Raw genomic sequence first — 21924 nt, 5'->3', positions numbered from 1 at the left:
AAGGCGAACCGGCAGGCGACTGGTACCGTCTGGGCTACACAATGGAGAACACCTTGCGACGCGAAGCGCAGGTAGACGCGTACCGCACGATGGTGGTCTTCCAAGCCCGTTACACGCCGGATGGCTACGAAGAGGGCGAGACCTTCTATCGCGTCCGAGACGACATCTTCCCGACCCGCGAAGAGGCGGAAGCGGCGGCCGAGGGAACGAACGCTTTGGTGCGCGAATACCATAACGGCCTCTGTTATTACGTCTGGCGCGTGCGTCATTCGGACGATGAAGACCCGTCGGAGGATGGCATCATGGAGTATGGCATTGTCCGCAACAACATCTACCGCCTCTTGGTATCCAACATCTACGGACTGGGCGATGAAGTCCCCTTCCCGCCCGAAGAGCCGACGGATGAACCCGATGAACCGGATAATCCTGACCCGGACGAACCGGAAGACCCGGATAATCCAGATCCTACACCAGACCCCGATCCCGATGAACCAGACCCAGGTCCTGACCCCACACCAGACCCGGATCCAGAGGAACCGGAGGATGCCCGTATCCAGGTAGTGGTTACGGTTGAAGATTGGACAACTCTACCTGGAGAGAATGTCTTCCTCTAAACGGAAAGCCAAGAGCACTTTTAATTTTTAATTATTCATTATTCATTGATAAAACATGAAACTATATCATACATTACGAATGTTGCCATTACTGGCATTGATGCAGTTGGGCGCGGCGTCGTGCGATTATATCCACGAGGACATCGAGCCGTGCGACCACTACCTGCATTTCTCTTATACCTATAATATGTTGTCCGCCGACGCCTTTGTGCCGCAGATGACCAACCAGGAGACAGCCAAACAGGTGGAACTCTTCATCTACGACGAGGCGGGGCAGTTCCTCCGCTCGCAGACTATCTCCGGCTCGGAACTGGAATCGAACCGTATCCAGCTTGACTTGGAGCCGGGCACCTACCAACTGCTCGCTTGGGCGGGACTGAACGATACGGATTATACTTGGACACGTCCGGAAGCGGGTGAACCGATGGCGGATTGGCAAATGGCTGTCAAGCAGGAGGACGGCACGGTGAACCGCGAACTCCTGGGCCTCTTCCAGGGTTCGTTGGAACTGACGATTCCGGAAGGCGGGGAGACCGACACAGAGTTCCTGCTCGTCAAGAATACGAATAAGATTCGGTTCGTCCTGATTGATGCCAACAGCGGGACAGGATTGAATGCAGATGACTTCACCATCTCCGCCACCACACAGAACAGTGACCTGGATTACCAGAACGAACCGGTTACGACCGAGACCGTCTCCTGGCAGCCCTACTATCAGGGCGTGGAGACGGTGGAGGATACGAACGGCAACACCGCTTACCAAGCCGTGTGCGCCGAACTGAATACACTCCGTCTCCTGGACGGTACGGAGACGTCGCTCGCCATCACCCACCAAGGCGAGGCGGAACCTTTCCTCCACGTAAGCCTGACCGACCTCTTGCTACTTACGAAGATGGAGTCGCACGATATGACAGCGCAGGAGTACCTCGACCGGCAGGATGAATATGTCATCATGCTCTATCTCGACACGACGGGCGGCACGGCGCATTGCCTCGAAATCATTGTCAACGACTGGACCATCCGCTTGGATGATGTCAACTTAGGAAGATAGGAGGCGCGTTATGAGATACGACAAATACATAAAATACCTCGCCCTCCTGCCCCTCCTCTCCCTCTTCGGTTGCGAGGCGGACGAGACGCCGGGGACGGAAAACCAGGAGACTGTGCCCGTCACGATTCGGCTGGGATTGGAGAAGGATGGGTTGAGTACGCGGACGGATGATAACGATGCACATCATGCAGATGAATTAGATGAAGAAAAGAAGATACATTCATTAGACATATATATTGTAAACAGTAGCGGTAATATCGAAGAGACTTTATCTTGGGAAGAAACTGATGGAAAAAATCCAGAAGAAATATCATTCACTACAACATTAACTACTGGTTCCAAAACAGTATATGCTTTAGCTAATCTGGAAGAGGAATATAGTGAAGAAGATATTCAATCAATCATTGATGATCCTTCCATTGAATTGCCACGAAGTGCTATTGATCATGTTTTAGAACACAAACATATTCCCATGTCTGCTTATGACACCTGGAATGTAACTACTACACAAAAGACATATAGTATAGAGCTTGTTTGCATGGTTGCTAAGATGAATGTTACCATCATTGATGAACGTAAAGAAAAACAAGAAACGCATGCTTCAGGTACTTCTTCTTTAACCATTCATCATTTTCTACCACATTCAACGAATTTGTTCCGAATAGGAGAAGATAAAGTAGCTGTTCCTGAAGAAGCTGATTTTTCTCCTTGGACATGGGATGATATCCAATTTGAAGAAATGGAATGGACTGAAGGCGAGTTCACAACAACAGTAAAAGGAGACTTTTATGACGAGTTCTATCTTCACGAATCAACTCCTACCAACAAAGAAACTTTCGATTTTACTTTTACTGATGAAGAAGGTAAAGTACGAAGAGGAGCTTATGCGTTCGATGTGCCACGCAATCGAATCGTCCCATTAATAGTACAACATTACAGACTATCGATTGCAAATTACAGGAACATGTTATTTAGCGGCTATCGGTACTGAACCATTTCCTGTAGATATATCCAAAGGAATTAATGGTTACACCGTAAGTTTACCAGAAGGTTGCAGTAATGTTGAAATGACTATCAAATTAAAGGATAACAATTCTCAAGATACACCGACAGGAGTTACTTGGACTTATACAAAAGATGGAAGATTAGAAGAAGATCTTGAAGTCGAAAGTGATTCAAATGGCGGTTTATCCATTACAAGTGATAAGATTACGGCTCTTCCGACAGGTAGTGTATCATTGCATCTGATTGCTCATTATGATGATAAAAACCTCGAATTTGATGTAACTATCCATGTTCGAGAATTAGGCGATACGGAATGGACCCGCTCCACCTCCTCAGAAGCATCCCCCATCATCATCGAACTCTAAAAGAAAGAAGCATGAAAGGAAATACAAAACAATCTTGGCGCGAAGCAACGCCTGCACGGATTCCGGACAAGCCGCCCTAACGAACGGCAACCGGAGGAAAGGCGTTTCCTTCGGAGATAAATCGAACATGTTGTGTCAAAAAACGTCTGCTTCGCGGAGAAGCAGAAAGGGTAAGTTGATGTATTTTTCCATTCATCCACAGGCAAGTATTTCACCGAAAAAACGTATCTTTGCGGCATCTTAACTAATAATAGGAGAAACAAGTATGGACACGACGATGAGACCTGCGGAGCGCAACAAGAAGGCATCCACACGCATCTATGGAAAGAATGAATCGGTACTTTCGAAAGAAGAGGTTCTGACTGAATTCAGTGAGGCTTTAGAAGAACTGAAATTGGTTCGGAAAGGCAAACGGGAATGCCGCCTCTCTGCCCGTGAGTTTTTAGAGGAATTACGAAAAGAAGATGCGATATGAAGTACACTATCAAACCATTATCCCAATTCATGAAAGCAGCCAAACGCCTGAAAAAGCGTTACGCCTCTTTCGTTGAGGACTATGAAAGATTGTTGGATAGCTTGGAAGCCAATCCGGCGTTAGGTACTTCATTAGGAAACAACATGCGAAAAATCCGCATGGGCGTGGTTTCGAAAGGCAAAGGAAAACGTGGCGGCCTAAGGGTTGTCACCTATACGATAATAGTGGCCATCGAAGAAACGCATATTTACCTTGTCTATATCTATGATAAGTCTGATCAGAACAACGTTACTGAAGCTGAACTTAAAGAGATATTGAAAAGGAATAACTTACTGTAAAAGGACATGGAGCTGTGTCAAAATAGAAAATGGCACACAGATGACGCAGATTTAACAGATGATCGCAGATTCTTTTTTATTGATTTATAATTAAATAAATCTGTGGTTATCTGTCTAATCCGTGTAATCTGTGTGCTATATACCCATTATGATACAGCCTCTCATTTTTCTCCCCTTCCTTCGAAAAAGACGGAACGACACAACACCAAAACAACGGAAAAACGTGCCGCGCGGGCAGCCTCCTGAACAGGGGTTCCTATAGGTGTCGAAACCCACTCGGAGAGCCTTCACCCACGCACCGCTTTTTCATAAGACAATAGATTAAATAACAATACTTTAAATAACACGGAAATGAAAACAAATAAACTATACAAACTAATCGTGCCCTTGCTGTTCCTCGCCGGCTCTATTGGCGTGGCTTGGGGGCAGAGTTATACAGAATATTGGAAGACAAATTATGAGGATTATACTATCATCCATAAGACAGAAGGGCTCGATAATGGTTATGGCCCGACCAAATGGCATGATTTGAGGAAGGGAGTAAATACGGATTTAGACCGGTTTGAGGATACAGATGAAGTGCCTTTTTTTACAATAGGAGGTGATATAAAAATCCAGCCTGCTCATCAAACGGTTGATACGATATATGTTTATCCGGGGCAAACTGTTACGCTTTATTCTCCGGATGTAAGTGTTCGCCAAGAAGGAAGAATAGAGATTTTTTCTTCCAATAATAAAACGTATCAGCGTTGGTATAATTATAAGACAGATGGGACATTTGTCCAAACGAATGCTAGTGGTAATGTGATAAATGACTTGTTACGACCAGTAGGAAGTAATGGCATATTTTATCGTCTACAAAATGGTTATGTGGGGAATCCTTTGACAGATCAATTTAATCATAATAGTTTATATGGTGTTCGATTTAGCTATCCAAGAATAGATGCGGAGAATTATGAAGATGAGTTTATAGTTGCTTGTGATGTCTCTATCTATATGGATTATGGAGATAAGGAATTTGTATCGGTAGAATCTGATCAAGGGACAACATATGGGGCGTTTATGCCCAACGGCCAACTAGAAGGACAACAGAACTGCTATGAACCAACTATCGGCCATCGTCTGATTTATTATATCCGCTCAATTCAAAGGCCGGATGACGTAACTGATGAGAATGATGATTTCTTATATCGAAGAAAACTGTACGAACAGAACGAAGAGATAACGGGAGAGAAACCTTTCGTGGCGGAATATACCATTCATTTCCCAACAAAGCATGTCAGTAATAATACACCGGAGATAGTAGGCTTGCGTATGGATGCGCAGAATTATAAGGTACCGGTGGAAACTTTGGATCTTGGTTATGCGATGCAGAATGATGAAATAACTGTTTATGTTGATGCAAATAACGCAGCCAGGATACAATTAGCGAAAAGAGATGGTGATAATATAACTGAGCCAGCAAATGAAATCCAGTTAGATGACCGAGATCGTTTCTTTCATATCATTTATCCAGACCAAGAGATTCCAGATGGTACGTCTGTAGAAATTAGGGTCACAAAAAATATGACTTTAGGGAATGGTCATACATACAATAACAACCTAATCAAGTACACCCTTATCTTTGATGAAGGGACGGAGTTGGTGGAAATGCCAAATTTGCGAACGTTTTATCCTAATAGAACGGAAGACTATTTAAGTTCCAGATATGACTTGCTTACAGAATTGAATTTTGATTATGACCCTGTTATCGGGAATCAATATGGAGAAGACGGAAACCAATATTATCATTTTCCTATGCCTTGGGAGGCTTCCTCGTATGGATTTCATGATGGCGGACCACATAGAGCATATAGTGATAATGCGACTTTGAACAAAGACGTACTTACACTTTATGAATCTAATACTCCCGTATGGGGATATTATGGATTTGCCCATAGTCAAACCCCTAAATACGAAGGCGACACATACTTTATGCAAGCCGACCTTTCCGATCGTCCCGGTGTTATCGCTCAGTTGCCTTTCCGCAATACCCTTTGCGCCGGAGCGGAGCTGTTCGTTACAGCGTTGGTTAATTCTCCATCTGGAGGAATTGTTGCAGGAGACTTAACAAATACCGATGTGGGTATCCGCTTCTCCATCATGGGAAGGAATGAGGGAGATAACCAATGGCAAACTATCTATAGCCATAACTCCGGACAAATTACGCATAAAGATGAATGGCAACAGGTCTATTTCTCTTTTATCAATGGTTCAAGCGATATTTATTACAACGAATATTGCTTGCAGTTGGATAACGTCAGTTCCGGAACAACCGGTGCCGATTTGCAACTCGATAAGATACAAGTGTATATGGCACGTCCGACAGCCACCGCAACCCAGAAAAGGGTAAGCTGCGATGAGAGGACAATGGTAAACATTAGCCTGAACTGGGAACAACTTTATTCCCGTTTAGGAGGAGACCAATATCAGGAGAATGAGAATGCTGTAGATGGTATTGATTTCTGTTTCATTGATACGTTGCTGTATCGGGAGAAGTATGCTGAAACAAGCGATATAAATGAAGCCATAAAATATGCAGCAGTCTATATAGGAAATGCTGAGGAAGAAAATGGATACAATGAACAGTACGGTACGCTTTATTATTACTGGAACTTCGATAAGAATGAAAAATATACAGATGGCAAAGATAATTTAGCAGCAGATAATAATATTGCGGGAACAGGAGAGCCTGCTCTATATGGCTTTTACAGAAGAGGAGGCGAAGATGAGAACGAGGAACGACAAATAACAGTAGATATCCAAGCGGAATTAACGCCTTTGCGTGGCTATTGGTTGTTGATGAGAGACCATAAACCTACTGGCGATGGTACAGAAAACCAAGATGAATCCGGGTGGCCAACGTTTGATAATCCGGATGGAGATTGCGCAATCCGAAGTAATTTCAGCGTTACGGGATGGAATTCGATAAAGATTAATGGCGAAGTAATAGGAAATGAAGATGTGCGTACCTATTGCGCCGGTCAGGTATTTGATTTTGGTATTCAGATGATGTATTATCGTACGGGAAGTAATGATCCAATAAAGTACGATGAAGAACGCTATGGAACTGTGTATTTCGATTGGTTCTTTGGGACACAAACTGAATATGAAGAACCTCAGAGTGATGGTGAACCAACAATTGCCGAAGCATTGGAATATTTTAGAGAAGAATATCCTGATGCTACAAATATTACAGATGCAGAGCAGGCAACAGAAGTATTTACTACAGAGCATCGTAATTTACTTCTCAAATTATTGAATGAACAAGGGACAGGTATGTTAAATACTCGTTTGGTATTGCACCAATCTCGCCGACAAATCCGCATTCAAGAAAATGGATTGAATTTGGTTATTAAACCGATTAACATAGAAAGTCAATTTGAAAACAATGAAGAATTAAAGACTGCTATATTCTGCTGGAATCCAATTTTTTTGAATCTGGATACGGAAGGCGATTCTCCGAAATTGGATGTAGGTTTCAATGATGTTACCTATCCAAGTGAATGGACTAACGACCCTGTGTTCCGCGTTGGATTAGAGCAAATAGAGAAAGCTTATGTGCCAGCAGAAAATACAACGAATGATGTAACGATAAATATCCCGCTTCGGAATGCTCAACCTGCAAATGGAGATGGAAATGTTACATTAAAAATGATGGCGAATGAAAGTGAACACGAACTGTTCTTACGTTATTCGAATGACCCGGCATTAAGTGCGATATTCGCCGACCCTGATTTTGATAGGCATGAGTATAGCATTGGTAAATTAGTTTCATTATATGCCCAAACTCGAACTGGAAATACTTATGAAGCTACAGACGTAATGAAGCTTCAATTCAATTTGACAGAACAAACAGGTACATTGATGCCCGATGGAGTAACAACGTTTAAGTTTACACCTCGCGAAGGGTATTATTATACTTTTGATGTGCATTTTGAGGAACAAGATAATAATAACGATAATGACACAGAAGATGATAACGGAGGTTCTTGCTTTGGAAACTTATTGGTAACCATGAAAGTTGTCCCCGAATATCAAAAGTGGGTAGGTGATGCTGATGCTAACTGGAATAATGATGACAACTGGGTACGTTCCAAGAAGGATGAATTAAAGAAAGGGAATGATTATACAGATTATACGAAAACGCATCAAGGCTACGTCCCAATGAAGTTCACGCAAGTAACAATTCCGACAGATAAGCAGGTTGAATTGTATGCAGCTACCGCCGGAACAGGAACACATCCAATTCTGAACTTAGAGACAACTGAAGGAACAGGCGTAACCGGTTCAGCTACCACAAACATCGAATACGATTTGATGGTGAAGTTAGCAGATGATGGTACAAACTACGATTGCGAACCCTACTACACCAACGAAGTAGACCAAATCCACTTCGAGCCAAATGCCGAGATGCTTCATGCCGAGTTGCTGACTTACGAAAAGGCGTGGGTAGATTATAAGCTGGAAAGCAACCAATGGCATACATTGGCCTCTCCGCTGCAAGGCGTAGTAGCTGGGGATTTCTATACGGATAGTGATAAAGGAACGGAAGAACAAGAATATTTCTCAAATATCTACTTTGATAAAAAAGATTATGAAGATTCTAATCCAAACGGCTACGATAATACCAATAGCCGTATTAAGCCTTCCGTTTATCAACGTGGATGGAAAGGTTCAGGTGCTACGATGGTTGGTGTTGGTACTGGTGATACAGGCGAACGTGCTGTTGCAGGAAACTGGAGCGCAGTATATAATAATGTATATGATGAATACAAACCGGGCGAAGGTTTCTCGTTGAAAGTGCTGGATATGCCAAGTGTAGAAGGAAAAGAAGTAGAAAATGCTATTTTCCGTTTGCCGAAAGCAGATAATTCCTATAGTTATTATACGGTAGGAGATGATAACCAGCTTACACCTTCAGAGAATAGTAATAATGGTAGTATGCCAGATTCCAGAAAGAATGCAGGTAAGTTGCAAATAACACCTGCCTCAGATGCGACAGGAACAACACCGTTGCATACGGTAACACTGAGTGGCGATAACCAATACTACCTAATCGGCAACCCATTTATGGCACATCTGGATATGAAAGCATTCCTTAATGAGAATGACGGTGTAGGTAGTGCTTATTGGTTTAACGATGAAGATGGTGTGCAGAATATTATTTCTGTTTCAGAGAACGATTGGATAACGACCGGTTCTACCACAGCGCCTCTTGTTCCGCCTCTCCGCTCCTTCTTTGTACGGAAAGCAGATAATGCAACAGAACCTGTATCTGTAACCTTTACCAAAGATATGCAAGTCTTAGGTGAAACAGAGGATAGCAACACAAACACCAACGCCCTCATCCTAACGGCAAAAACGGCAGACGGCAAGACAAGCCGGGCGGCGATTGCCTACGATGCAACGGCAAAAGCAACGTATGAGACGAGCGAGGATGCGGAGCTGTTCCTGGATTCGAACCTGAGCGATGTGCCGACAATCTATACCGTTGCCGGAACGATGGCGACGAGTATCAACCGGACTTCGGAACTCTATAATATTCCGGTGGGCATCTATGGGAATAGCACGGAGATGGTCACATTGTCGTTCGAGGGACTGAACCACTTCAGCAGCGCGACGCTCTACGATGCCGAGAAGAAAACGGAAACTCCGCTCCATGAGGGGACAACGCTGACGATACCCGCCAGCACCAGCGGCCGTTACTTCCTCCGCGCCGGTACACCGACGGCAAACGAGGTCATCGAGACGAGCGACATCCAAATCTACACGCTGTCGGGCAACCGGGTGATGGTGACGTCGAACGTACCGCTCAAGGACATCCGGGTCTATACGATGAACGGCGCACAAGTAAAGCATACGAAAGCCGGTGTATGCAGCTTCGAACTCTACCTCCCGGATGGCATCTACCTTATCACAGCCCAAAACGCAAGCGGTGAGACCCAGACGGAGAAAGTAGTGGTGCGATAACACATCCCATACAAATCATCATAAAAGGGGACGGTTTAACGGCAATTTACTGCCGAACCGTCCCCTTTTCCTATTCCGGAGTCACATCCGGATCACCCCATTCTTCCTTGCACTCTATACTCATTCGGTGTACATCCAGCCACCTTCTTAAACATCCGACTCAGGTGATGCGGATATTGGAACCCCACCTCGTAGGCAATTTCGCTGACGGTCTTGTTCGTTTCCAGCAGACGGTCTTTCACCCTGCTGATAACGGCGAAATGGATATACTCGATGGCAGATTTGCCCGTCTGCTTCTTCACAAGGTCACCAAAGTAATTGGCGGAGAGGTGAAGCTGGTCGGCACACCAGGCAACGGACGGAAGCCCAAGTTCTTCCGGTTTAGTAGAGTCGAAATAACTGCCCAGCAAGGATTCGAAGCGGGTGAGGACATCCGAATTGATGGCTTCGCGAGTAGCGAACTGGCGGTCGTAGAACCGGAGGCAATGGTTGAGCAGGACCTCTATATTGGACACGATGATGCTCCGGCTGTGCTTGTCAATGGCATGCCGCAGTTCTTCTTCTATTTCATTGAAGCAGTTGAAGACGGTCTGCCGTTCGCGTTCCGACATGTGCAGGGCTTCGTTCACTTCGTAAGAAAAGAAAGTATAATCCTTCATCTTCCGTGCCAGCGACGTACCCCGGATAAGGTCGGGATGGAACAACAGGGCATAACCTTGCGGATGCAGTGTCTCGCCGCCATCGTTGATGCCTCCTACCTGTCCGGGGGCAATGAACACCAATGTACCTTCCTGATAGTCGTACTTGCTGCGTCCATAAGTGATAGGCCCGTGAATCTTCTCCTTCAGGAAGATGGCATAGAAACCGAAGCATTTGCAGCGGTGTGGGAGCACCTCCACCTTCGAGAAATCGACGAAGCCCACCAGCGGGTTCAGTGTCTCCAGACCGAGAAACTTGTTGTAGTCATGTATCGTCTTCAAATCCAATATTTCACCCATACTTGTTCACATTTTAATTTGTTTGCTCAAAAATACAGAAATCTTCTGAAAGACATTACTTCGCGACAGGTATTTCAGTAAAATCGGTATAAAATTCGGTGAAATGGGTTTGCGGCTACCTGAGGGACAAGGAGAGATGAATGCCGAAGGGTGGATTGACAGAGCATATCGAGGATTTGCTTGCCGACCTGGAGCAGGCACTGGAAAAAGCGAAAGGCTGCTATTTCCCATCGGGAATTGAAGAAAGCCGATGATAGATGCCTCCGGAAGTGAGCCTATCTCACCCCGGACATGAGATACGCTCAGGTCGGACTTGAGGTAGCCTCATGTCCGACCTAAGGTCTCTTAACATTTGGAGCCAATATCTCCGACAACGCCAATCCTACAGAATTAGTACCGTCCGAGCCTCGGATAACGCTTCTTGAGAATTTTAAGCACTATCCGAGCCTCGGACGGGGCTTCTTCGGCAGAATAAGTGCCGTGGAAGGGCCTCCACAGTGCCCAAAATCTTCAAGAGCTCTTGTCCGGGTTATTTCCGGAAATTCGGTGAAATGGGTGTTCCTTTCCGTAATCTGTGTATGGACATAGAAGCTCTGCCAACGTAACTTTGCATCAGAAATTTAACTAATACATCAACGAATATGGAAACTGTAAAATTGAGAAACGGCGTAGAAATGCCGCAGTTGGGTTATGGAGTATATCAGGTATCACCGTCGGAATGCGAGCGGTGCGTTAGGGACGCCATCAGCGTGGGTTATCGGATGATAGATACGGCGCAGGCTTACTTTAACGAGCAGAATGTGGGCAATGCTATCCGCGCCTGCGGAGTGCCCCGCGAAGAGCTGTTCATTGTCACCAAGGTATGGATTTCCAATGCCGGATATGAGCGGGCGAAGGCCAGCATCGACGAGTCGCTCCGCAAACTGCAGACCGATTACATTGACCTGCTGCTTATCCATCAACCCTTCAATGATTACTATGGCACATGGCGGGCCATGGAGGAAGCCTACAAGGCAGGCAAGCTGCGTGCCATCGGCGTGTCGAACTTCTATCCCGACCGCTTCATTGACTTGGCAGAATTCAGCGAGATTCCCCCGATGGTCAATCAGGTGGAGACGCACGTATTCAACCAACAGATAGAAGCACAAAAGATTATGCAGCAATACGGCACGCACATCATGTCGTGGGGACCGTTCGCCGAGGGACGCAACAACTTCTTCGGCAACGAAACACTGATTGCCATCGGCGCCAAGTATAACAAGAGCGCGGCGCAGACCGCCCTGCGCTACCTCCTCCAGCGCGGTGTTATCGTCATCCCGAAATCCGTCCGCAAGGAACGCATGGAGCAGAACATCCATGTGTTCGACTTTAGCCTGAGCGACGAGGATATGCAGCGCATCCGCCAGTTGGACTTGGGTCACAGCCTGTTCTTCTCGCACTACGACCCGCAGACGGTGAAGTGGCTTTGTGATTATGGAAAGAGCAAATGATGAATATGGATAAAGACAACAACAAGGGTATCTCCCGTCGCTCCGCCCTCAAACGGATGGGGCTGCTCGTTGCAGGAGCCGCCTGTATGGGTATGCCGGCCCTGACTGCGTGCGAAAACAAGACAAAGAAACGCATCATCCTCTATTTCACAGGGACAGGCAACTGCCTCTATGTAGCCCGCCAACTGGCAGACGAACACACCGAACTGCTCAGTATCCCGCAACTGGTGAAGCAAGGCCGTTATACGTTCGAGGCAGACGAAATCGGCATTGTCTATCCCGTCTACGGGCACATGCCGCCCAATATGGTGCGGGAGTTCATCAAAAAAGCACACTTGGAAGCCGGATACAAGTTTGCCATCCTGACCTACGGCAACCGCAAATGCAGTTCCGTCGAGATATGGGACGACGTTTCCCGAAAGGCTGGCTGTCCCTTCGACTACATCACCACGATGATTATGGTGGACAACTGGCTGCCTAACTTCGATATGAACGAGCAAATCAAGATAGACAAGCACATCCCCGAAAGCCTGGAACGCATCCGCACCGACCTGGCTGCACAGCGCCGTTGGCACGAACCGGTGACGGAACTGGAACGGCAACAGCATGCCGGATTCCTGCAGGCATCGGGCGTAAATCCGGAAACGGGTTTCCTGCTGCATAGCCAGGATGCCTTTACTATCACAGATGCTTGCATCGGCTGCGGAATCTGCACCGAGGTATGTCCGCGTGGCAATTACGAACTGACATCCACGGGGGTAAAGACAAAAGGCGATTGTGAGTTCTGCTTTGCCTGCATCCACAACTGCCCGCAGAAAGCCATCCTCTTCAAGCAAATGAAGGAAGTGAACCCCAACGCCCGCTACCGCAACGAACATGTGTCGCTGTGGAGCATCAAGGAAAGTAATCGGCAATGAGAAGGATACAGAAAGGGATTGTTAATACTACAATAGCTGAGAATTAGAAGAGCGGATGCTCTACTTTTTCATCCAATAGAGCTAGGCGAATAACTTCTTGGATATCGTCCACATAATGGAATGTCATACCTTTAAGGTATTCCGGCTTGATTTCTTCAATATCTTTGCGATTCTCTACGCAGAGGATAATGTCGTCAATACCGGCACGCTTGGCAGCTAATATCTTCTCGCGAATACCACCCACGGGCAACACTTTGCCACGGAGCGTAATTTCACCCGTCATCGCAAGGTTAGCCCGTACTTTCCGCTGCGTGAAGGCCGAGACGAGCGACGTAACCATCGTAATACCGGCACTCGGTCCGTCTTTAGGGATAGCCCCTTCGGGGACGTGGATATGGACATTCCAATTTTCAAACATCTCTTCCGGAATTTGAAATTGAGTTGCGTGAGCATGAATGTATTCAAGGGCAAGCATGGCAGATTCTTTCATGACATCACCCAAATTTCCGGTTAAGGTCAGTTTACTACCTTTTCCTTTACTCAGGCTGGTCTCGACGAAAAGGATTTCACCTCCGACGGCAGTCCATGCCAATCCCGTCACGACACCAGCATACGCATTTCCCTGGTATTTGTCCCGCGTATATTCAACAGCTCCCAAATATTCATGTAAATCTTCTGGCTTAATCTGCGCAGGACACACATCATCTGATGCTTTTTTATAGGCCAACTTACGCATAATCTTCGCGATTTTCTTATCCAATTCGCGCACACCACTTTCCCGCGTATAGGATTCGATAATGGCTTGGATCGTTTTCTTAGGAAACTTCACCTCCTTTTTCCCTAATCCATGCGCTTCAGCCTCTTTCGGAATAAGATGTTTGGCAGCAATTTCCACTTTTTCTTCTTGAATATAACCACTTACCTCAATCAGCTCCATACGGTCGAGGAGTGGTTGGGATATCGTATTCAAGTTGTTGGCCGTCGCGATAAACATCACGTGGCTCAGGTCGTAATCGATATCGAGATAGTTGTCGTGGAAAGTCGAATTCTGTTCTGGGTCCAGAACTTCGAGCAGTGCCGAGGCCGGATCTCCTTTAAATTCACTCGCCACCTTGTCTATTTCATCCAATACAAAGACCGGATTCGAAGAGCCTGCCTTCTGGAGGTTCTGGATGACCCGTCCGCACATGGCTCCAATATAAGTCCGGCGATGTCCTCGAATCTCCGCCTCGTCATGCAAACCACCCAACGACATTCGCACGTATTTCCGTCCCAACGCCTCGGCGATAGACTTACCTAACGAAGTTTTACCTACACCCGGAGGTCCATACAAACATAAGATAGGCGATTTCATGTCTTGTTTCAGCTTCAGTACGGCCAAATGCTCGATGATGCGCTCCTTCACCTTCTCCAATCCGTAATGGTCACGATCCAAGATGCGACGCGCATGGGCGAGGTTGAAATTATCCGTCGAGTAGGTCTCCCACGGGAGATTGACGATGGTTTCCACGTATTGCATCTGCACCGAATAATCCGGCGATTGCGGGTGCAGACGTTGCAACTTATGCAATTCCTTCTCGAAGGTCTCGCCGACCGAGGCGGGCCATTTCTTCTGGCGCGCTTTTTCTTTCAGCTCTTGCACGTCGTGGTCGCTTGCATTTCCGCCTAACTCTTCTTGGATGGTTTTTATTTGTTGCTGGAGGAAATATTCTTTTTGCTGCTTATCTAAATCCTCTTGCGTCTTCATTTGGATATTGGCCTTCAATTCCAAGAGCTGGTTCTCCCGGTTCAGGAACGAAAGCAACTTATAGGCACGGCTTTTCACGTCGTCTATTTCGAGGAGCAATTGCCGCTCGGCGTTATCTGGGACTAAATTCGCACATCCGAAATTGACCACATACATGGCGTTCCGGTTGTTCTTCAGCGAGAAGACAATTTCCCGTTGCGGTTCGGCAGCCGTCATCAGCATCTTAAGCATCAGGTCCTTGTTGGCAGCGATTAACGCTTTGAATTCCTTGTCTTGTACCTTCGGCATCTTATCTTCCAGCAACGAAATCGTTCCCCGCAGATAAGGTTCCTCCTGCGTCAAATCGTGCAATACGAGGCGTTTCTTCCCTTGTAAAATAACCGTTGTGGAGCCGTCTGGCATATCCAGCACACGAATGATTTCGGCTACTACGCCCGTATCGTACAAATCCGCGCGGACCGGTTCTTCGATATCCACGTCTCGCTGGCACACCACGCCCACCAACGTTTTCCGCTTGGCACACTCCTTTATCAAATTCATGGATTTTTCCCTTCCGATAATGATAGGCATAGCTACGCCGGGGAAAAGCACCAGGTTTCGAAGCGGCAGAATGGGCAGCTCGTCGCCTACCTTATCCATGCCATACGAGAAATCTTCATCGGCATCGCAATCCGTCAGGATAGGCACCACGATTCCAACCGGTTCTTCCAGATTGTCAAACAGGGAAATAGCTGAGTATCTATTTTTCTTCGTCTTCATACGCTACTATAGTTGTTATTTACAAGGAATAAACTGCTTTTCTAAACACATTTCCAATAAATCGCCGCCAAAGGTACGAAAAAATAGAGAATCTATGCTAATTTTGCACGCAACAATCGAAAGAATATGTCAAATCCGTACTTCAAATTCAAACAATTTACCGTCTGGCACGACAAATGTGCCATGAAAGTGGGTACCGACGGCGTCCTCCTTGGGGCTTGGTGTGCTTGCCAAGGAACAAAGCGCATTTTGGACATCGGCTGCGGGACGGGACTCATCGCCCTCATGCTGGCCCAGCGGACCGACGCCCTCATCGACGCGCTCGACATCGATGCCGATGCTTGCCTGCAAGCCCGCGAAAACGTGGCTCGCTCCCCTTTCGCTGAGAAAATCCGCGTCGTACAGGCCGACTTGGCTCGCTTTGCCGACGAACAGGCCGGAATACAGGCTTACGACTGCATCGTCTCAAACCCGCCTTTTTTTGTCGATTCGCTGAAATGCCCCGACCGGAAACGGACCTTGGCGCGCCATACCGACTCGCTCCCGCTCCACCGGCTCCTGGCCGACAGCCACCGGCTCCTGGCCGACGAAGGGTCGCTGCATCTCATCCTGCCGTTCAGCCAGCGCGAACGCCTGCAAGAGGTGGCTTTTCATGAAGGGCTTTTCATGAACCGCGAGACGCACGTGTACCCGACCCCGACGTCGCAACCCAAACGGCTGTTGGTAAGCCTCTCGCGCCAAAGGCAGGGCACCCTCCCCACCCGCTTGACAATCGAACAGGAGCCGCGCTGCTACACCGAGGAATTTGCCACCCTCGTCGCGCCCTTTTACCTCTGAGGCATGTGGCCGACTTTCTATTTCATATCACCACACCAGCCGAGGGATATGAAGAGGATTAAACTTATATCACCACACCGGCGGAGGGATATGAAGAGAATTGAACTTATATCACCACACCGGCGGAGGGATATGAATTACTGCCCGGAAGCCGCTTTCATCTCCCGATACCGCGCGATGAGCCGTTTGCGACTGGCAAAGATTTGATACCGGTATACGGCACAGGCCGCGAGGAAGTAAATGCCCGTCTGTATCCAAAGCGTGCGGTATTCGTGCGCCACATCGTCCAGCGTCGCGCCCATCGTGTTGATTTTCACAAAGCCCTGGATGCCGGATGTCGAAGGAAAGAGATACCCCGCCGCCTTCCAGAAGGGAGGTACGGCATACATCGGCCACGAAATACCGGAGATAAAGACCAAAATGACGGAAGTGAAGACGAAAAGCAACATTGGCGATTCGCGATCCCGCACAAACACCGAAAGCGTCATCGCAAAGAAGATGCACGCCAACAGGTAAGGGAGCAAGAACAGCAAAGCGTCCAGCGGCTGCCCGATTTGCGGGAGCGAGAAGAAACGCGGCACGAGGATAAACACCCACAAAGAGACAAACACATAGAGCAACAGGTAGGCCAAGCTCTTGCCCGCCACGATGCGTAGCGTCCCGTGGTAATGTTTCATCAGGGGGACAAGCGTATGGAAGCGGTTCCGTTCGCGCGCCGTCCCACCGCTCATGCCGACGCCCAATATCAAGGTTTGTTGGATGACCAATACCAAAATCGCAGGCACCAAGAAACTGGCAAAGCCATTTTGCGTATTAAACAATACGATCGATTCCGAAGGGATGGGCCTCACCGCGATGGCCTGCAACTGTTCGGAACTTTGAGGATGATTTCGCGCGGTCCATTCGGCGCCCATATCGAGCGACACCTCCGTGGCCGTCAGCAAAAAAGCTTTATAATAGAGCAACGCGCTCATGTCGCTATAGAGCGAGACCGTCGCCTGCCGTCCCGCATGGAGGTCGCGGCTGAAGCTCTCCGGGAGCGACAGGATACCGAATGCCTTTTTCGAATCGACCCATCGCCTCGCCTCGTCCATATCAGCAGCCCGCTGCACCACTTTCACTTCCGAAGCAGCATCTACCCGGCGGATAAACTCGCGACTCAGAGGCGAACCATCTGCATCCACTACGACCAGCTTCGCCTCGTGTACCACCTCATTATTATATATAAAAGAATACAACACCGGATAGGCCAAGGGAACCAGGAAGAAGAAAATCAGCACGCCCTCGTCTTTAAAGACAGACTTCAGCTCTTCGCGCCAGATAAAAAACAGGTCGCGAAGGGCATCCTTTACAAAATCAAACATTCGTTTCATACCCAATCCCTCCTTTCATGGAATATAATTGAAATAAAGCAACGCCCGCTTCAGATTCTTTCCCACCAAGAATGGCAGCACCAAGAATCCCAACAGCCAGGCATACTCGCTAAGTGAATAATAGATCGCCCGTCCGTTGAGCGCTTGATCCACGTAAATCAAAAAGTAATGGCGCAAAGGGAACAGACGCCCCAAGGCTTGCAACGTCGGATCCATCGCCGGCAGCGGATAGGAAAAGCCCACAATCGAAAAGGCAATCATCCCGAAGAGGCAAGCAAAGCTCAACCCCAACCGCAAAGTGGGCAGCGTGCCAATCATGAAGACGCCCACCGCCTGCGACGCCATCACTAAAAACAATATCGCGACCAACATAGGTGCCCATCCGCTCTGCAACGGGAAAGAATTAAATCCATAAAGGACAGCGCAAAAGAGAAAGCCCATCAACGTAAACACAACCGTATGAGGCAACAACTTCCCGACGACGCTCACTCCCAGCGATTGGCGCCCCATGCTCAGCCACCGGCGCGCGCTCCCCTCTTTGATTTCCGAACCGATACTAAACACCGTCACCATGAAAATCACCAATTGCAACACGCCCGGCAAGAGGGTATTGTTCAAATAAATCGAATAGTTCAACCAAGGATTCCCGATAGCGTGCGTATCGATAACGATTGGCTGCAACTGTCCCATGAGTTCTGCCTCCGTCATGCCCTTCGCCATGCCAGTTTGCAAACCTACCGACGCATTAGCCAACGTCGCAATCGTCTTCATGTCTCGAAACAACAGCGAACCGGCAATCAGGTAGGCCCCATTGGTATAATAAGACAACTTCGGCTGTTTCCCGGTCGAAGCCAACTGCTCGAAATCCTCCGGGATATAAAAGATGCCGTAGACCGTCCCTTTCTGCAACTCCTTTCGCGCGTCGGAGAAAGAGGGAGTCAGCATGGCCACTTTCGTCTGTTCGAAAGCATCCAGCTGCCGGATAAGCGTCCGCGAGGTCGAAGAGTTATCCTCGTCGACCACGGCGATGGGCAAATCCGTCGGTAGCCCGTTGCGCATTAATGAGAGGAAAAAAACCAGACTCACAATCGGAGCTATCACCATGGTGAATAAATAAATGGGCTTCGACGCTATCCGGATGCATTCCCGCCATGCAATGCTTCCTATGCTCTGTATCGTATCACGTATGGTCATTGCTATTTATTTCTTAAACCCTTTCAAAATGACAGACATTCCCGGACGCAAACCTTCAACCCGTTCCACCGGACGCGCACGCACCTCAAAGGTCTTCGCATCATATTGCCCGGCCGTTTTCGTCGCTTTCCAGGCAGCATACGTCCCCATGTCTTTCATATAATACACTTTCAATCGGATTTCCTGATTACCTAAAGCCGGGACAAAAGCCTTTATCTCGTTCCCGATACGAATGTTCGCCAGCAAATCCTCCCGCATGCTGAATGATACCCACATGTCGTTCATGTCGGCAATATGCATGATGGGGGCTCCGGTACCTACCAACTCACCCACCTCTGGAAAGCGCTCGATAATTTCGCCATCTATCGGAGCTACCAAAGCTCCCTCCTCTACATACGATTCCACTTCTGCTACCGCGCCACTTGCCTGATTGACCAAAGCGGCTGCAGCGGCTTTATCCTCTTTGCGAGCACCCTCTTTCGCCATTTCATATTGCGAACGGGCAGCCTTCTCGGTAGCCACCATCGCCTGGTAGTTGGCTTCCGCCTCGTCTTTCTTTTGAGCAGACATGACTCCTTTTTCGTACAGATTCCGGACGCGGTCGTAGGATTTCTGCGCAATGACCAATCCCGCCTGTGCTTTTTGCCATATCTCGTAAGCCGCCGTTACTTCTTGTTCGCGGGCACCCTTCATCGCTTTGGCATGTTGCGCTTCTGCCGCAGCTTTCAACGCCTCTACCTGTTGCAATTTGGCCTGGACTTCAGGTGTCTCCAAAAACACCAACGTATCCCCCGCTTTCACCTTGTCGCCTTCGTTAAAACGATACGAAGCGATGCGTCCCGGCACCTTTCCCGAGACGCGCACCGTCGTCGCTTCGGCTTGTCCCATGATATACTCTTCCGGCGGAGTCAGCAAGAAGAACCCTGCCAATGCCACCAATAATACCGCTGCTAATACGATTCCAAACGTAAGCATCATATTGCTTACTGCGTATTTCTTTCCATTCATCGTCTTTGCCTGTTTTTATTTTGTTTGTAAATCTTTTCCTAATGCTTTGTTTAAATAAACCCGTGCCAACCGTGCCTCGATTTGCGCGTCGATAAGAGCCGAACGAGCCGACATCCAGGCTGTTTGCGCCTCCATCAGATTCAACGTAGGAATCACGCCCTCCTCGAAACCCAGGTTCGCACACCGCAAATTCTCTTCCGCGCTTTCCATATTCCGGGCAGAGGCCGTCAGCTTCTTCCCTGCTTCATTCACTTTATAAACAGATTGGTGAACTTGCAGCTCTATCTTCTCGCGCGCATCCTCCCATTCCAACTGCTTGATGCGCGTCTCTGCCCGGGCAGCATTCCGCTTATAGCTTCCTTCCCACCAAGCCGTAATCGGGACGCGCACGATAACACCGACATTAAACATCCCGCCAAAATCATTTTTAAAACCATGGAACACGTTGGGGTTTGTCACCAAATAATTGGCCGAGAACGCTACGCTGGGCAACAAATCCGCCAGCACAATCCGCTCCTTCTTCTTATAAATCTTCGAAGCAAGGTCGAGGGCTTGCAATTCATTCCGGTTCAGGAATGCCTCATTCACATCAGCCGTCTCCTCCGCTGGCGGAAGCGGGAAATCATCCAATGTCTCGTCCGCCAACCGCAGCGGCTTGTCTATCGGAAGACCGCACAATTGCGCCAACAACATCCGCGAGAGTGCCAACCCATTGTCCACTTGTGTCTGCGCCATTTCCGCTTCATTTAGCTTCACTTTGACGGAAAGCCCGTCTGCTTCCGTCGCCACCCCCTCTTCAATCAAGGCAGCCACATCCGCGTTCGTCTTGCGAAGCAAATCGACATAGGCATCCACCAGTTTCTTCTTGTTCACCAACTGGACCACCTGCCAATAGGTTTCGTCCGTTTTATAAAGCAAGTCTTGAAGCTGTTGGGCATTCATCAGCTTGGCCAACTCTTGGGTGTAATGGGTAATCTGGTTGTAAGTCACAATCTTTCCGCCCATAAACACCGGCTGCACCAACGATACATTCCCCACCCAGACATTTTGAATGTCCAGATGTTGTGCCTCGCCCACAGCCCCCATGGCCTGTTGGATAGCGGGCAATTCCGCCAATCCGCCCAACGACGAAGCCAACAGGCTGTTCAGTTTTCCCATATCCAGCAGATTCAAATCCTTTTGGTTCCACAGGTAAGCGCCATTGGCCGATAGCTGCGGGAAATATTTCGTCCGCGCCGCCTTCTTTTCTTCGCCCGCCACCCGTATCTTTTCGGTAGCGATTTGCAGCTCTTTGTTGTTCCGGACGGCCAAATCCCGACATGCTTCCAGCGTCAATGCCTCTTGCGCCCCTGCGGACAGGCCCGCCAGCCATACTAAAAGGCTGCCTACAATCATTCGTTTCAATTTCATTGCTATATCCTATTTTTTCGTACGATTAGATAACAACCGGACAAATATAGAAGTTTCCTACAAAAGGATTTATTGAATTAATTCAACTAAACAGCCCATCCCTTTTCCGGCTCCGGCTTTTTCCTTTGCAGCCGGGATGCCGTCTCCTTTCAGATAGCTTGCAGCTCGGCTGCAAATCACTTTTCCCGCCAAAACGGGCTTGCAGCTCGGCTGCAAATCACTTTTCCCGCCAAAAACGGCTTGCAGCCCGGCTACAAATTACTTTTCTCGCCAAAACAGGCTTGCAACTCGGCTGCAAATTACTTTTCTCGCCAAAACAGACTTGCAGCCC

At 48.0% G+C, this 21924-nt stretch carries 16 protein-coding genes; 10 read left to right on the top strand and 6 right to left on the bottom strand.

What is annotated here, in order from left to right:
* The 7 genes from B5F77_RS15600 to B5F77_RS11485 form a co-directional block, all read left to right on the top strand.
* Positions 1–614: fimbria major subunit (locus tag B5F77_RS15600; protein ID WP_204244971.1), on the top strand; the 614-nt coding region annotated here is incomplete at its 5' end.
* 55 nt (positions 615–669) lie between these two features.
* On the top strand, positions 670–1665 hold the full coding sequence (locus tag B5F77_RS11510; protein WP_087330896.1) for a FimB/Mfa2 family fimbrial subunit: 996 nt from the start codon (positions 670–672) through the stop codon (positions 1663–1665).
* A 10-nt stretch (positions 1666–1675) separates the two neighbouring features.
* Positions 1676–2656, top strand: coding sequence for a fimbrial protein (locus B5F77_RS11505; RefSeq protein ID WP_087330894.1), 981 nt, complete (start codon positions 1676–1678; stop codon positions 2654–2656).
* Entirely contained in the window at positions 2613–3035 is a 423-nt protein-coding gene (locus tag B5F77_RS11500) for a hypothetical protein (protein WP_140392869.1), read from the top strand. Before B5F77_RS11505 ends, B5F77_RS11500 begins: the two co-directional genes overlap by 44 nt.
* 265 nt (positions 3036–3300) lie before the next feature.
* The gene (locus B5F77_RS11495; protein WP_087330890.1) at positions 3301–3510 is read left to right on the top strand and encodes a hypothetical protein; all 210 of its coding nucleotides are present in this window, start codon (positions 3301–3303) and stop codon (positions 3508–3510) included.
* On the top strand, positions 3507–3848 hold the full coding sequence (locus B5F77_RS11490) for a type II toxin-antitoxin system RelE/ParE family toxin (RefSeq protein ID WP_087330888.1): 342 nt from the start codon (positions 3507–3509) through the stop codon (positions 3846–3848). Before B5F77_RS11495 ends, B5F77_RS11490 begins: the two co-directional genes overlap by 4 nt.
* A gap of 351 nt (positions 3849–4199) precedes the next feature.
* Complete coding sequence (locus B5F77_RS11485; RefSeq protein ID WP_087330885.1) at positions 4200–9860, top strand: hypothetical protein; 5661 nt, start codon at positions 4200–4202, stop codon at positions 9858–9860.
* A 92-nt stretch (positions 9861–9952) separates the two neighbouring features.
* Here the strand turns inward: B5F77_RS11485 and B5F77_RS11480 are convergent, their stop codons facing one another.
* Complete coding sequence (locus B5F77_RS11480; RefSeq protein WP_087330883.1) at positions 9953–10858, bottom strand: AraC family transcriptional regulator; 906 nt, start codon at positions 10856–10858, stop codon at positions 9953–9955.
* A 641-nt stretch (positions 10859–11499) separates the two neighbouring features.
* Here B5F77_RS11480 and B5F77_RS11475 point away from each other — a divergent pair.
* Positions 11500–12348, top strand: a complete 849-nt coding sequence (locus B5F77_RS11475; protein ID WP_087330881.1) for an aldo/keto reductase — start codon at positions 11500–11502, stop codon at positions 12346–12348.
* The gene (locus tag B5F77_RS11470; RefSeq protein WP_087330904.1) at positions 12348–13265 is read left to right on the top strand and encodes an EFR1 family ferrodoxin; all 918 of its coding nucleotides are present in this window, start codon (positions 12348–12350) and stop codon (positions 13263–13265) included. The genes B5F77_RS11475 and B5F77_RS11470 overlap by 1 nt, the downstream gene beginning before the upstream one ends.
* Before the next feature lie 43 nt (positions 13266–13308).
* Here B5F77_RS11470 and lon read toward each other — a convergent pair whose 3' ends face one another.
* A complete protein-coding gene (gene lon / locus B5F77_RS11465; protein WP_087330879.1) occupies positions 13309–15771 on the bottom strand; it encodes an endopeptidase La in 2463 nt (820 codons plus the stop codon).
* Positions 15772–15897: 126 nt separating this feature from the next.
* On the opposite strand from lon, the gene B5F77_RS11460 reads away from it, so the two are divergent.
* Positions 15898–16608, top strand: a complete 711-nt coding sequence (locus tag B5F77_RS11460; protein WP_087330877.1) for a methyltransferase — start codon at positions 15898–15900, stop codon at positions 16606–16608.
* Positions 16609–16745: 137 nt separating this feature from the next.
* Here B5F77_RS11460 and B5F77_RS11455 read toward each other — a convergent pair whose 3' ends face one another.
* The 4 genes from B5F77_RS11455 to B5F77_RS11440 are packed head-to-tail and all read right to left on the bottom strand — an operon-like array spanning position 16746 to position 21587.
* A complete protein-coding gene (locus tag B5F77_RS11455) occupies positions 16746–17981 on the bottom strand; it encodes an ABC transporter permease (RefSeq protein WP_087330875.1) in 1236 nt (411 codons plus the stop codon).
* 15 nt (positions 17982–17996) lie between these two features.
* Positions 17997–19175 (bottom strand): ABC transporter permease, encoded by a 1179-nt coding sequence (locus tag B5F77_RS11450; RefSeq protein ID WP_087330872.1) that lies wholly within the window; start codon positions 19173–19175, stop codon positions 17997–17999.
* A gap of 6 nt (positions 19176–19181) precedes the next feature.
* Positions 19182–20183, bottom strand: coding sequence for an efflux RND transporter periplasmic adaptor subunit (locus B5F77_RS11445; RefSeq protein ID WP_087330870.1), 1002 nt, complete (start codon positions 20181–20183; stop codon positions 19182–19184).
* Between the two features lie 15 nt (positions 20184–20198).
* The gene (locus tag B5F77_RS11440; RefSeq protein ID WP_162607991.1) at positions 20199–21587 is read right to left on the bottom strand and encodes a TolC family protein; all 1389 of its coding nucleotides are present in this window, start codon (positions 21585–21587) and stop codon (positions 20199–20201) included.
* Positions 21588–21924: the final 337 nt, after the last annotated feature.

The organism is Parabacteroides sp. An277 (assembly GCF_002159645.1).
GTDB lineage: Bacteria > Bacteroidota > Bacteroidia > Bacteroidales > Tannerellaceae > Parabacteroides.
This window is presented reverse-complemented; position numbering and strand designations above follow the sequence as displayed.

Excerpts from the sequence above, each read along its gene's own strand:
- B5F77_RS11455 (WP_087330875.1), bottom strand. The coding sequence starts at position 17,981 with ATGAAACGAATGTTTGATTTTGTAAAGGATGCCCTTCGCGACCTGTTT.
- B5F77_RS11510 (WP_087330896.1), top strand. The coding sequence starts at position 670 with ATGAAACTATATCATACATTACGAATGTTGCCATTACTGGCATTGATG.
- B5F77_RS11495 (WP_087330890.1), top strand. The coding sequence starts at position 3,301 with ATGGACACGACGATGAGACCTGCGGAGCGCAACAAGAAGGCATCCACA.
- B5F77_RS11460 (WP_087330877.1), top strand. The coding sequence starts at position 15,898 with ATGTCAAATCCGTACTTCAAATTCAAACAATTTACCGTCTGGCACGAC.
- B5F77_RS11445 (WP_087330870.1), bottom strand. The coding sequence starts at position 20,183 with ATGAATGGAAAGAAATACGCAGTAAGCAATATGATGCTTACGTTTGGA.
- B5F77_RS11480 (WP_087330883.1), bottom strand. The coding sequence starts at position 10,858 with ATGGGTGAAATATTGGATTTGAAGACGATACATGACTACAACAAGTTT.
- B5F77_RS11490 (WP_087330888.1), top strand. The coding sequence starts at position 3,507 with ATGAAGTACACTATCAAACCATTATCCCAATTCATGAAAGCAGCCAAA.
- B5F77_RS11450 (WP_087330872.1), bottom strand. The coding sequence starts at position 19,175 with ATGACCATACGTGATACGATACAGAGCATAGGAAGCATTGCATGGCGG.
- lon (WP_087330879.1), bottom strand. The coding sequence starts at position 15,771 with ATGAAGACGAAGAAAAATAGATACTCAGCTATTTCCCTGTTTGACAAT.
- B5F77_RS11485 (WP_087330885.1), top strand. The coding sequence starts at position 4,200 with ATGAAAACAAATAAACTATACAAACTAATCGTGCCCTTGCTGTTCCTC.
- B5F77_RS11505 (WP_087330894.1), top strand. The coding sequence starts at position 1,676 with ATGAGATACGACAAATACATAAAATACCTCGCCCTCCTGCCCCTCCTC.
- B5F77_RS11470 (WP_087330904.1), top strand. The coding sequence starts at position 12,348 with ATGAATATGGATAAAGACAACAACAAGGGTATCTCCCGTCGCTCCGCC.
- B5F77_RS11475 (WP_087330881.1), top strand. The coding sequence starts at position 11,500 with ATGGAAACTGTAAAATTGAGAAACGGCGTAGAAATGCCGCAGTTGGGT.